Source organism: Bordetella saccharivorans (genome assembly GCF_045862855.1).
In the GTDB taxonomy this organism is placed as follows: Bacteria; Pseudomonadota; Gammaproteobacteria; order Burkholderiales; family Burkholderiaceae_B; genus Bordetella_A; species Bordetella_A petrii_F.
In genome coordinates, this window is record NZ_BAAFZO010000001.1 from 2,376,169 (window position 1) to 2,388,864 (window position 12,696).

The 12,696-nt window shown below is 69.7% G+C and carries 9 protein-coding genes and 1 riboswitch; of the genes, 2 read left to right on the forward strand and 7 right to left on the reverse strand.

Features of this window, described 5'->3' with window-relative positions:
- Nucleotides 1-55: 55 nt before the first annotated feature.
- The 4 genes from thiD to ACKTT0_RS11415 all read right to left on the reverse strand — a co-directional run bounded on the left by thiD (nt 56) and on the right by ACKTT0_RS11415 (nt 4,990).
- Nucleotides 56-898 (reverse strand): bifunctional hydroxymethylpyrimidine kinase/phosphomethylpyrimidine kinase, encoded by an 843-nt coding sequence (gene thiD / locus ACKTT0_RS11400; RefSeq protein WP_407850014.1) that lies wholly within the window; start codon nt 896-898, stop codon nt 56-58.
- Nucleotides 895-1,695: a thiazole synthase gene (locus ACKTT0_RS11405; protein WP_407850015.1), complete on the reverse strand. Its 801-nt coding sequence runs from the start codon at nt 1,693-1,695 to the stop codon at nt 895-897. Before ACKTT0_RS11405 ends, thiD begins: the two co-directional genes overlap by 4 nt.
- 200 nt (nt 1,696-1,895) lie before the next feature.
- The gene (locus ACKTT0_RS11410) at nt 1,896-2,780 is read right to left on the reverse strand and encodes an ABC transporter substrate-binding protein (protein ID WP_407850016.1); all 885 of its coding nucleotides are present in this window, start codon (nt 2,778-2,780) and stop codon (nt 1,896-1,898) included.
- 194 nt (nt 2,781-2,974) lie between these two features.
- Nucleotides 2,975-4,990, reverse strand: coding sequence for a TonB-dependent receptor (locus ACKTT0_RS11415; RefSeq protein ID WP_407850017.1), 2,016 nt, complete (start codon nt 4,988-4,990; stop codon nt 2,975-2,977).
- Between the two features lie 77 nt (nt 4,991-5,067).
- Nucleotides 5,068-5,206, reverse strand: a riboswitch (cobalamin riboswitch).
- 106 nt (nt 5,207-5,312) lie between these two features.
- On the opposite strand from ACKTT0_RS11415, the gene metH reads away from it, so the two are divergent.
- Nucleotides 5,313-9,086, forward strand: a complete 3,774-nt coding sequence (gene metH / locus ACKTT0_RS11420) for a methionine synthase (RefSeq protein ID WP_407850018.1) — start codon at nt 5,313-5,315, stop codon at nt 9,084-9,086.
- A 47-nt stretch (nt 9,087-9,133) separates the two neighbouring features.
- Here the strand turns inward: metH and ACKTT0_RS11425 are convergent, their stop codons facing one another.
- Nucleotides 9,134-9,904 (reverse strand): class I SAM-dependent methyltransferase, encoded by a 771-nt coding sequence (locus tag ACKTT0_RS11425; protein ID WP_407850019.1) that lies wholly within the window; start codon nt 9,902-9,904, stop codon nt 9,134-9,136.
- Between the two features lie 108 nt (nt 9,905-10,012).
- On the opposite strand from ACKTT0_RS11425, the gene ACKTT0_RS11430 reads away from it, so the two are divergent.
- Nucleotides 10,013-10,849, forward strand: coding sequence for a helix-turn-helix transcriptional regulator (locus ACKTT0_RS11430; protein WP_407850020.1), 837 nt, complete (start codon nt 10,013-10,015; stop codon nt 10,847-10,849).
- 9 nt (nt 10,850-10,858) lie between these two features.
- Here ACKTT0_RS11430 and ACKTT0_RS11435 read toward each other — a convergent pair whose 3' ends face one another.
- Nucleotides 10,859-11,080: a hypothetical protein gene (locus ACKTT0_RS11435; RefSeq protein WP_407850021.1), complete on the reverse strand. Its 222-nt coding sequence runs from the start codon at nt 11,078-11,080 to the stop codon at nt 10,859-10,861.
- Between the two features lie 110 nt (nt 11,081-11,190).
- Nucleotides 11,191-12,249: an A/G-specific adenine glycosylase gene (gene mutY / locus ACKTT0_RS11440; RefSeq protein ID WP_407850022.1), complete on the reverse strand. Its 1,059-nt coding sequence runs from the start codon at nt 12,247-12,249 to the stop codon at nt 11,191-11,193.
- Nucleotides 12,250-12,696: the final 447 nt, after the last annotated feature.

A 12,696-nucleotide genomic window follows, 5' to 3' on the forward strand; every position in this document is an offset into this window, starting at 1 on the left:
CATTGTACTGATTCGTAGCATTTCTGCGCGGTGGCGTCCCCGGATAGGACCAGGCTTACCACCAGGCGTGGAAGTGATGGGCGGGGCCGTGGCCCGAGCCCACCTGCAGGCGGTCGGCGTGGCGCAGCGCCTCGGCCAGGTAGGCCTTGGCGCGGCGCGCCGCTTCCGGCACGTCGGCGGCCTGGGGCAGCAGGGCGGCCAGCGCGGCCGACAGCGTGCAGCCGGTGCCGTGGGTGTTGCGGGTTTCGATGCGCTGGCCCGGCAGTTCGATCATGCGGTCGCCGTCGTGCAGCAGGTCGATCGTGTCGTTGCCCGGCAGGTGGCCCCCCTTGAGCATGACCCAGCGGTGCCCGGCGTGGGCCATCTGGTTGCGCAGGCGTTCGGCCACCCGGCGCATTTCCTTGAGGGTCTCGACCGGACGCTCGCCGAGCAGCACGCCCGCTTCGGGCAGGTTGGGGGTCAGCAGGGTGGCCTGCGGCACCAGCGCCTCGCGCAGCGCCCCCACGGCGTCGCGCTCGAGCAGCAGGTCGCCGCTCTTGGCCACCATGACCGGGTCCAGCACCACGTGCGGCGGCTGCCAGCGGGCCAGCTTCTCGGCCACCACCACGGTGACCGGCTGCTGGCCCAGCATGCCGATCTTGACCGCGTCGATGCGCACATCGGCGAACAGCGTGTCGATCTGCTGGCCGACGAAGGCCGGGGGGACCGGGGCGATGCCGGTGACGCCCTGGGTGTTCTGGGCGGTGAGCGCGGCGATGACCGCGCAGCCGTAGGCGCCCAGCGCGCTCATGGCCTTGACGTCGGCCAGCACGCCGGCGCCGCCGGAGGGATCGACACCGGCGATGCTCAACGCATTGGGAATGGGCCGCTCGCTGCCGGCCCGGTGCGGGGCGTTCATCGGGCGGCGGCGGTGATCAGGCCTTCGGTGGGCGAGCTGGGCGCGCCGCTGTACAGCTTGCGCGGCATGCGGCCGGCGCGGTAGGCCTCGCGGCCTGCCTCGACCGCTTTTTTCATGGCGCTGGCCATCAGGATCGGGTCTTGCGCGCCGGCGATCGCGGTGTTCATCAACACCCCGTCGCAGCCTAGTTCCATGGCGATGGCGGCATCGGAGGCGGTGCCCACGCCGGCGTCGACCAGCACCGGCACGCGCGCCTGGTCGATGATCAGGCGCAGGTTCCAGGGGTTGAGGATGCCCATGCCCGAGCCGATCAGCGAAGCCAGCGGCATGACGGCCACCACGCCCAGGTCTTCCAGCATGCGGCACTGGATCGGGTCGTCGGTGCAATAGACCATGACCTTGAAGCCGTCGTCGACCAGTGTCTTGGCGGCCCGCAGGGTTTCGGGCATGTTGGGGAACAGCGTGTGCGAGTCGCCCAGGACCTCGAGCTTGACCAGGTCGTGGCCGTCGAGCAGTTCGCGCGCCAGGCGCAGCGTGCGCACGGCGTCGTCGGCCGTGTAGCAGCCGGCCGTGTTGGGCAGCAGGGTGAATTGCGAAGGCGGGACGTAGTCGAGCAGGCTCGGCTCGCCGGGATTCTGGCCGATATTGGTGCGGCGGATGGCGACCGTGACGATCTGCGTGCCGCTGGCGTCCAGCGCGGCGCGGGTCTGCTCGAAATCTTTGTACTTGCCGGTGCCCACCAGCAGGCGCGACTGGTATTCGCGGCCAGCGATGGTCAGGGTATCTGGAGAAGTCATGGCGGTGCTTGCAAATAAGAGGAGGCGCCGGCCGCGCGCGGCGCGGCCGGCGATATCTTCATGATAAAGCACGCGGCGGCGGCCGACGGCACGGGCGCATGGGCACGGCGCAGTATGCCAGATCGCCGCGCCCGGCGCGGGGCGCGCCGTTCCGGATTTGGCGTTTCGCGTCGCGCGCGGGGGGGGGGCCGCGGCCGGCGTCAGCGCCGCGCCTGGTCCAGCGCCGCGCAAAGCTGTTCGGCGGCATCCACCAGGCGCGGGCCGGGCCGGTACAGCAGGTCGGCATCGAGGCTGATCACGCGCCCCGGCGCCGCCGCCGGCAGGCCGTGCCCGCGCCAGGCGCGCCGGCTGGCCTCGGCATCGGCCGGGCCGAGCGTGCCCGCCACCACGGCCTGCGGCCGCGCCGCCAGCACGCTTTCCAGCGACACTTGCGGGGCCAGCACGGGCGCGTCGGCGAATACGTTGACGCCGCCGCACAGGCGCACCGCATCGCTGACGATGCTGGCGCCGTTCAGGGTATAGAGGGGCTGCAGGCCGGCCTGGATGAACACCCGCACCGGCTGGCGTCCCGCATAGCGCGCCTGCAGCGCCGCCAGGCGCGCGCGCAGGGCGGCCGCGGCGGGCGCGGCCCGGTCTTCGGTGCCGAACAGCCGGCCGAGCGTTTCCACCGAATCCGCCACGGCGGCCAGTGTGCGCGGATCGCTGTAGTAAACCGGCACGCCCAGGCGCCGCATCAGGTCGGGCAGCGGTTCCGGCACGGCGGGCTGCCAGGCGATCAGCAGGTCGGGCCGCAGCGCCACGGCGCGTTCCAGGCTCGGCCGCAGGCTGTCGCCGATGGACGGCAGGGCGCGGGCTGCTGGCGGATAGTCGCTGCCGAGCACGGTGCCGGCCAGGTAGCCGCCGGCGCCGGCCGCGTAGGCCAGCTCGGTGGCGTGCGGCGCGGTGCTGATGGCGCGCCGCGCCGGGGCCTGCAGTGTCACGTGGCGGCCCTGGTCGTCGCGCACGGTGATGGGGCCGTCCGCCGCCTGCGCGGCAGCCGCGGCGCAGGCCAGCGCCGCCGCCAGCCAGCGCCGCCGTCCCGCCACGCGGCCAGCGATCGAGGCAGCGGCTGCAGACTTCGGTGTCTGACACCCTTGGGGTGTCAGACACCTGGCGGCCGAGCCGGTGATCGAGGCAGCCGCTGCGGACTTCGGTGTCTGACACCCGCCGGGTGTCAGACACCTGGCGGTGAGCGAGATTGTCGCCGCGGACTGCGGTGCGGGGGTGGGGCGCATGCGTATCAATAGCGGATGGTCAGCGCGGCCTGCACGTTGCGGCCGGCCGCGGGATACAGGTTGTACGCGCCGGTCGGACCCGTGCTGCCGGAGCGGATGCCATACGTGGCGTACTCGCGATCGAACAGGTTGTTGACCGCCAGGGTGCCGGACACATGCTCGGTGAAGGCGTAGCCGATCTTGCCGTTGACCAGCACGTAGTCGTCGAGGCGGGTATCGAACTCATTGGCCTGGTCGTTGTCCATGCGGGCCTTGCCGACATACTGGGCCGCCACGCTGACGAACAGCCGGTCGTCGGGCCGCCACGTGGCGCCCAGGTTGGCCATCCACTTGGGCACCAGCGGCACCGTCTTGCCGGCCAGGTCCACGCCGCCGTAGGTGCCGGAGCGGAATTCGGCTTGCAGCCAGGTCACATTGGCGTCCAGCGTCAGCGAGCGCGTCAAGGTGTGGCGGCCTTCCAGCTCGACGCCCTGGCGCCGGGTCGGCTCCAGGTTGGTGTTGGAGAACGTCACCGGGTTGTACTGGATCTCGTTGGTCAGATCGTAGCGGAACCACGCCAGCCGCGCGCTGGAGGCGTGCGATTGCCACAGGATGCCCAGTTCCTTGTCGGTGGAGGTCTGCGGCTTGAGCGGGGTGGCCACGTACAGCAGCTCATCGGAATTGGCCAGGCGGAAACTGCGCCCGACCTTGCCATAGGCGCTGAAGCCGCCGCCCATTTCCTGGCGCAGCGCCAGTTGCCAGGCGCCCAGGTGGCGCGTCTCGTCAGAATTGCCGCTGAAGCCCGCCAGGGTCTCGAGCTGGTCGCGGGCGTACTGCCGCCGGCCGCCCAGCGTCACGCGGGTGCTGTCGGTGGCCTGGATTTGCGCTTCGGCGAAGACGCCGTGCTGGCGCTGCTGCGCTTTCCAGCGGTCGCCCACGGGCGAGAACGAATATTCATTGGTGGCGTCCAGGTCGCTGTCGCGCATGTCCACGCCCACGACCAGGGCGTGCCGCTGCGCCACGGGCAAGTGATAGCGCAGGCTGCCCGTGGTCTCGTCCAGGTCCTGGCTGCGCGTGGTGTCGCCGAAGGCGCTGCCGCTGAAGCCGGTCAGCGACTTGTCGCGCTGACCCAGGTCGGCGTACAGCGTGCCGGCGCCCAGCCGCTGCTCGACCTGCACGCCGAAGGCGTCGGTCTGGGTCCTGATGAAGTCGTCGGGGGTGGAAGTGCCGCGCGGGTCGTCCTCGTATTCGTCCAGGCCGGTGGCCGGGTCGACCCGGCGCGGGCCGGGCAGCCCCAGCTTCTGGCGCGTGGTGCGCGCATACAGGCGCACCGAGCCGCTGTCGTGGTGCAGGCCGATGCCCACGCCGCCGCTGTCGCGGCTTTCCCGGTTGTTGTCACGGTAGTTGTCGGCGCGCAGGGTCTGGCCGTAGACATCCACGGTGACGCGCTCGTTCTGCAGGCCGATGGCCGCGTCGAGCTGGTGCAGGCCGTAGCTGCCCACCGTGCCAGTCACGCTGGCCGAGACGGGCTTGCCGGCGGCGCCGCCGCGCTTGGTGATGATGTTGATGACGCCGCCGGTGGCGCCCCCGCCGTATTGCACCGAGCCGCTGCCGCGCACGATCTCGATGCGCTCGATGCGCTCCAGCGGCACGGTGCCCAGCGAGGGCGCCGACAGGTCATTGTTGTTCTGCGGCACGCCGTCGATCAGCACCAGCGTGTTGCTCGGACCCGTCAGGCCGAAGCCGCGGATGTCGACCGAAGCCTGCTCGGCCGCGCCGGTGCTGTTGATGACATGGATGCCGGCCTGGCCGGAGAGCAGCTCCTGCACCGTGACGGCGCTGCTGGTGCGGATCTGCTCCGCGGTCAGCACCGATACCTGGACCGGCTGGTCGCGGGCCTCGGTGGGCACTCGCGAGGCGGTGATGGTGACCGTGTCGAGCTGCGGGACGGCGGCGGCGGCCGGATCTTGCTGGGCGGCGGCCAGAGCGGGCACGGCGCAAGCCAGCATGCCGGCCGTGCGCCGGAGGAGGGGGGATTTCATCGGCGAACCTCGGTGTGACGCGCGACCCCGCACGTCGTTCTCGGTATGGGGGCGCGCCAGGCGCGTCCCCGGTGGGCGAACCGGCCGGTATCGGGCTGCCATGCAGCGCAGGGCGCGGCATGGGGACCGTTGCGGGGGCAGCACAGGCTGGGCGCGCGGCGCCTTCCTGTTTCCCGTTTACCTTCCGCGCGCAGGCTGCGCCGGAAGCACCAGTTCGGGGCGGAACTGTATCATCCGCCGGCGGGCGGCGATCCATTTTGTTACCATCAAGCGTTGGTTTTCGGGCGTTTTTTGCCTTTTCGCCACATTTCCGAGACTCGCCGTGCCGTATCCCCGCCTGCCCTATCCGCCATCGTCGTACACCCGTGGCGGCGACTTTGCCCGCCTGCTGGGCGAACGCATCCTGATCCTCGACGGCGCCATGGGTACGATGATCCAGCGCTACAAGCTGGGCGAGGCCGATTTCCGCGGCGAGCGCTTCGCCGGCCACGGCAAGGACCTGAAGGGCGACAACGAGCTGCTGTCGCTGGTGCGGCCCGACATCATCGACGAGATCCATCGCCAGTACCTCGAGGCCGGCGCCGACGTCATCGAGACCAACACCTTCGGCGCCACCTCGGTGGCGCAGGCCGACTACGACCTGCCGGAGCTGGCCTACGAACTGAACCTGGCCTCGGCGCGCCTGGCGCGCGCCGCCTGCGACGCCTACAGCACGCCCGACCGGCCGCGCTTCGCGGCCGGCGCCCTGGGGCCGCAGCCCAAGACCGCATCCATTTCGCCCGACGTCAACGACCCCGGGGCGCGCAACATCACTTTCGATGAATTGCGCGACGCCTATATCGAGCAGCTCAACGGCCTGCTCGACGGCGGCATCGACATCGTGCTGATCGAGACCATCTTCGATACGCTGAACGCCAAGGCCGCCATCTTCGCGGTCGAGTCGGTGTTCGAAGAGCGCGGCGAGCGGCTGCCGGTCATGATCTCCGGCACCGTCACCGACGCCTCGGGCCGCATCCTGTCGGGCCAGACGGTCGAGGCGTTCTGGAATTCGGTGCGCCATGCGCGGCCCATCACCATCGGCCTGAACTGCGCGCTGGGCGCGGCCCTGATGCGCCCCTACGTGGCCGAGCTGGCCAAGCTCTGCGACACCTACGTTTGCGTGTATCCGAATGCCGGCCTGCCCAACCCCATGGCCGAGACCGGTTTCGACGAAACCCCGGCCGATACCTCCAGCCTGCTGGAAGAGTTCGCGCGCGCCGGCCTGGTGAACATGTCGGGCGGCTGCTGCGGCACCACGCCCGATCACATCCGCGCCATTGCCGCCAAGGTTGCCGGGCTGGCGCCGCGCGTGGTGCCCGAGGTCCCGGTCAAGACGCGCCTGTCGGGCCTGGAGCCGCTCAACATCGACGAGGAATCGCTGTTCGTCAACGTCGGCGAGCGTACCAACGTCACCGGCAGCAAGATGTTCGCGCGCCTGATCCGCGAGGAAAAATACGACGAGGCCCTGGCCGTGGCCCGCCAGCAGGTGGAGAACGGCGCGCAGATCATCGACATCAACATGGACGAGGCCATGCTGGATTCGGTGGCCTGCATGCGCCGTTTCCTCAACCTGATCGCCTCCGAGCCCGACATCGCGCGCGTGCCGATCATGATCGACAGCTCCAAGTGGGAAGTGATCGAGGCCGGCCTGAAGTGCGTGCAAGGCAAGCCCGTGGTGAACTCGATTTCCATGAAGGAAGGCGAGCAGGCCTTCCGCGAGCATGCGCGCCTGTGCCGCCGCTATGGCGCGGCGGTGGTGGTGATGGCCTTCGACGAGCAGGGCCAGGCGGACACGCTGGCGCGCCGCCGGGAAATCTGCGGGCGCGCCTACAAGATACTGGTCGAGCAGGAACAGTTCCCGCCCGAGGACATCATCTTCGACCCCAACGTGTTCGCCGTCGCGACCGGCATCGACGAGCACAACCATTATGCGATGGACTTCATCGAGGGCACGCGCTGGATCCGCCAGAACCTGCCGCACGCGCGCATCTCGGGCGGCATCTCGAACGTCAGCTTCTCGTTCCGCGGCAACGAGCCCATGCGCGAGGCCATCCATACGGTGTTCCTGTATTACGCCATCCGCGAAGGCCTGACGATGGGCATCGTTAACGCCGGGCAGCTGGGCGTGTACGCCGACCTGGCGCCGCAGCTGCGCGACCTGGTCGAGGACGTCATCCTGGACCGGGCCGAGCCGGTCGGCCGGCAGGACGCCGCCGACGACCGCAGCCCCACCGAGCGCCTGGTGCAATTCGCCGACAGCGTCAAGGGCGCGGGCGCCAAGAAGGAAGAAGACCTGGCCTGGCGCGCCGGCCCGGTCGAGGACCGCCTGTCGCACGCGCTCGTGCATGGCATCACCACCTTCATCGTCGAAGACACCGAGGAAGTGCGCCAGAAGATCGCCGCGCGCGGCGGCCGCCCCATCGAAGTGATCGAGGGTCCGCTGATGGACGGCATGAACATCGTGGGCGACCTGTTCGGCGCCGGCAAGATGTTCCTGCCGCAGGTGGTGAAGTCGGCGCGCGTCATGAAGCAGGCGGTGGCCCACCTGATCCCCTTCATCGAAGAAGAAAAGCGCCAGATCGCCGCCGCCGGCGGCGACGTGCGCGCCAAGGGCAAGATGGTCATCGCCACCGTCAAGGGCGACGTGCACGATATCGGCAAGAACATCGTCTCGGTGGTCCTGCAATGCAACAACTTCGAGGTGGTGAACATGGGCGTGATGGTGCCCTGTGCGCAGATCCTCGAAAAAGCCAAGGAAGAGCAGGCCGATATCGTCGGCCTGTCGGGCCTGATCACGCCCAGCCTCGAGGAAATGGCCTACGTGGCTTCGGAAATGCAGCGCGACCCGTATTTCCGCGAACGCAAGATCCCGCTCATGATCGGCGGCGCCACCACCAGCCGCGTGCACACGGCCGTCAAGATCGCGCCGAATTACGAAGGGCCGGTCATCTATACGCCGGACGCCAGCCGGGCGGTCGGGGTGGCCGCCAGCCTGGTGTCGGACCAGGCGCAGGCTTATATAGACGAAGTGGCGCAGGAATACGAAGAAGTGCGGCGGCGTCACGCCAACCGCAAGGCCACGCCGCTGATTTCGCTGGCCGAGGCGCGCGCGGCGCGTCCGCAGATCGACTGGTCCGCCTATACGCCGCCGCGCCCCAAGTTCATCGGCCGCCGCGCCTTCAAGAGCTACGACCTGGCCGAGATCGCCAAGTACCTGGACTGGACGCCGTTCTTCCAGACCTGGAGCCTGTTCGGGCAGTTTCCCGCCATCCTGGAGGACAAGGTGGTGGGCGAACAGGCGCAAAAGGTCTATGCCGACGGGCAGGCCATGCTCAAGCGCATCATCGACGGCCGCTGGCTGACCGCCAATGGCGCGGTGGCGTTCTATCCCGCCAATACCGTCAATGACGAAGACATCGAGGTCTACACCGACGAGTCGCGCAGCGAAGTGCTGTTCACCTATCGCAACCTGCGCCAGCAGGGCGCCAAGCGCGAGGGCGTCAGCAACAAGTGCCTGGCCGACTTCATCGCGCCCAAGTCGAGCGGGGTGGCGGACTACATCGGCATGTTCGCGGTGACAGCCGGCCTGGGCATCGAAAAGAAAGAGGCCGAGTTCCAGGCCGCGCTGGACGACTATTCCAGCATCATGCTCAAGGCCATGGCGGACCGCCTGGCCGAGGCGTTCGCCGAATGCCTGCACGCGCGGGTCCGCCAGGACCTGTGGGGCTATGCGCCGGACGAGGCCTTGTCCAACGACGACATGATCGCCGAGAAATACACAGGCATCCGGCCCGCGCCGGGCTATCCGGCCTGCCCGGAACACGTGGTCAAGCGCGACCTGTTCCGCGTGCTGGATGGCGACGACATCGGCATGGCCCTGACCGACAGCTACGCGATGTACCCCGCATCCAGCGTGTCGGGTTTCTATTTCAGCCACCCGCAATCGCAGTACTTCAACGTCGGCACCATCGGCGCCGACCAGTTGGCCGACTACGTCGCGCGCAGCGGCCGCAGCGAGGAAGACGTGCGCCGCACGCTGGCATCCAGCCTCGGATGACCGACGGCGGCCGGCGCGCAGGCGCGCCGGCCGCGCGGTGGTCCGGCTCAGTCGCGCCGCGCTACCAGGGTGGCGGTGTCGCTGCTGAACGAGCCGTCCGCCGCGATCGCATAGTGGCGGTGCACGGGTTCCGGCGCATGGGCCAGCATATGGCGCAGCGCCGCCACCAGCGGGGCCGGCGTGCGCATGCGTTCGACCCACGCGGCGAAATCCAGCGTGATGCGGCGCGGGGTGCAGCCGCGCAGCACGAAGCCGGACTCGGCCAGCAGGCGCAGCCATTCGGCCACCGAGTAGTTGCGCACGTGCGAACTGTCGCGCAGCACTTCCAGGGCCTGCAGCCAGGTATCGAGCAGCGGTTCTCCCGGCGACACCACATCGGCGAAGGCGGCGACGCCGCCCGGCTTGAGCACGCGCCGCGCTTCGCGCAGCGCCAGGCCCGGGTCCTGCCAGTGGTGCGTGGAGTAGCGGCACAGCACCAGGTCGAATTCGCCGTCGGCGAATGGCAGGCGCTCGGCCTTGCCGCGGCACGTGGCCAGGTTGCCGAGCCCGCGCCGCGCGGCTTCGGCCGCCACCACGTCCAGCATCGCTTGCGACAGGTCGTAGGCCGTCACGTGCGCCACGTGCGGCGCCACCTGGAAGCTCACGTGTCCGCCGCCACAGCCCAGGTCGAGCACGCGCGCGCCGGCATGCTCGCGCGCCAGCGCGGCGAACTGTTCCAGGTCCGCGCCTTGCGCATGGACCGCGCTGCTCAGGTAGGCGGCGGCGCGCGGGCCGAACTGGCGGTCCACCGCCTGGTCATGGGAAACGGGTGAGTTCATGGTTGGTCCTGTTAGCGAGGGAAACGGCCGCCGGCGGCCGCGGCACAGCGTGCCGGGAGTAAGATAGGCAACCTGATATACGCGTACAAGACCATTGCTTATCCTGGTATGAATGCTTCCCCCCAAGCCGGCCAAGGGGCCGTCCACGAGAGTTCGGCACGGCGCCGCCAAGCGCTCGGCGAGTTCGTGCGCGCAGCCCGCGCGCGCATTACGCCGCAGATGGCCGGCCTGCCTGAAGGCATGCGGCGCCGCACGCCGGGCTTGCGGCGCGAAGAGGTGGCCCAGCTGTGCGGCATCAGCGTCACCTGGTATACGTGGATCGAGCAGGGCCGCGAGGTGTCGGTGTCGCCCGCGGTGTGGGCGCGCATTGCCGGCGTGCTGCAACTGGCGCGCGCGGAACGGGCGTATCTGTTCGAGCTGGCCGAGTGCGCCGACCCCCGGCATCCGCGCGACGACGCGAGCGAGGCGCCCGGCCTGCTGCGCGAATGCGTGGATGTCATCGCGACCCCGGCCTATGTGCTGGACCGGGCCTGGAACGTGCTGGTGTACAACGCCCCCATGCGCGACCTGTTCGACGACTGGCCGGTGCGCGACCCGCGGCCCAACCTGCTGCGCTATATCTTCCTGGACCCGGCGGCGCGGCAACTGGTGGTGGACTGGGACCAGCGCGCGCGCCGGGTGGTGGCGGAATTCCGCGCCGACGCGGGAGCGCACTTGGACGAGCCGGATGTGCTGGCGCTGCTCGACGAGCTGAACCGCGACAGCGAGGTGTTCGCCCATTGGTGGACGCGCCATGCCGTGGTGGAGCGCGAGGGAGGCTTGCGGGAGTTCCAGCACCCGCGCCGCGGCCGGCTGGCCTACCAGCAGACGACCTTCCGGCTGGCCACGCATCCGGACCTGAAGCTGGTGATGCTGCTGGAGGGCGGCGCGGCCGGCGATGCCTGAGGCGCGCGCCTACCCGCCCACGCGGGTGATGACATAGACGGCGCTGGTCAGCAGGGTGCAGATGCCCGTGGTCCAGGCGATGACCTTCCAGGTGAGCTTGCCGATCTCGTGGTGCAGTTTGTTGATCTCGTGGTGCAGATCGGCCTTGGTGGTGTAGTTCGACAGCACGACCGCCAGGTCCTGGCGGATGAGCGCGACGTTGTGCTCCAGCGTGTTGACGCGAGTTTGCATGGGGCAGGCTTTCTTGCGCGGGGGTTCCATGGACGCAGGATAGGCTTGGCCGCGTCGCCGGTCTATGCGTAGTTGCCGAAGTCAGACTGTCGGCATGATTCCACGCAGGCTCATTCCGGCAGGCCCGCCGCCAGCAGGCCGTCCAGCAATTTGCGGATGGGCGCCGGCAGCGCCAGGCCGGGCAGTTCGGCGGCGCTGGCCCAGCGCTGGGGCAGGGCGGGCTCGGCCAGCGCGGCGGCCGGTTTCACCGGCAGGTACCAGGGCTTGATGTGCAGGCGGTAGTGCGTGAACGTATGCGCGAAGGCGGCCAGCTCGTAGCGTTGCAGCGGTTCCAGGCCGAGCCGGCGCGATGCCTGCGTCGGGTCGCCGCCGGCGTCGAATTCGGGCAGGCTCCAGAGCCCGCCCCAGATGCCGGGGGCGGGCCGCTGTTGCAGCAGGATGGCGCCGTCGCGCTGCAATACCAGCATGCCGGTCTGGCGTTCGGGGACGGCCTTGCGCGCCTTGGGGCTGGGCAGTTCCGCCTGGCGGCCGTCGCGCCGCGCGATACAGGTGCCGGCCACCGGGCAGCGCGCGCAGTCGGGCTTGCCGCGCGTGCACAAGGTGGCGCCCAGGTCCATCAGGCCCTGGGTGTAGGCGGCCATGTCCAGGCCGGGGGCGGCGGCGACCTGCGCCTCGGCCAGGGCCCACAGCCGCTGCTCGACGTCGCGTCGCGCCGGGTCGCCGTCGATGCCGAAATGCCGGGTGAACACCCGCTTGACGTTGCCGTCCAGGATGGGCGAGCGCTCGCCGTAGGCGAAGGCCGCGATGGCGGCGGCGGTGGAGCGCCCGATGCCGGGCAGGGTGGCGATTTGTTCGGCACTGGGGGGGAAGCGTCCGCCCCAGTCGCGCACGACCGCCTGCGCGCAGCGGTGCAGGTTGCGGGCGCGCGCGTAGTAGCCCAGCCCGGCCCAGTAGGGCATGACATCTTCCTGGCTGGCGGCCGCCAGGGTGGCCACGTCGGGAAAGCGTTCGAGGAAGCGCTGGTAGTACGGGATGACGGTGGCTACCTGGGTCTGCTGCAGCATGATTTCCGACAGCCAGATCCGGTAGGGGTCTTGCGTGCGCTGCCAGGGCAGGCCATGACGGCCGTGGCCGGCCTGCCAGGCGACGATGCGGGGAGCGAAATCCATGATGGGGGATTATCGCATTGCCATGTCGTCATGGTTGACGCACTTGTTGGGATTGAGTCTGGGCGTGGACGGGATCTGTTCTTGCCCCGTTCCGCGGCGTCCGGGCGGGCGGCGTCGGCGACGTCCGTCGGGCTCGGGCGCAACACCAGGCGCCCTCGGCCTGCTGCGCAGGCTGCCCCGCCGTCCAACTCGCCGCCCCCACCCGCCCGGACGCCACGGAACTCCACCAGCCCCAGCATGGCGCGCCGTGTCACCGCCTGCAGATGCCAAGCCCATGAGGTGTCAGACACCCACGAGAAAGTCAGGCAAATTCCGGACTGTCTCCCCCGGGTGTCTGACACCTGGATGAGATGCTGCCAGCCGCGCCTCCACCCCGTCTACCCTCACGCCCTATTGCGCCAACCTGCCGGCCCGGGTACAACCTGGATCAGAACAAAGCACAAAGGC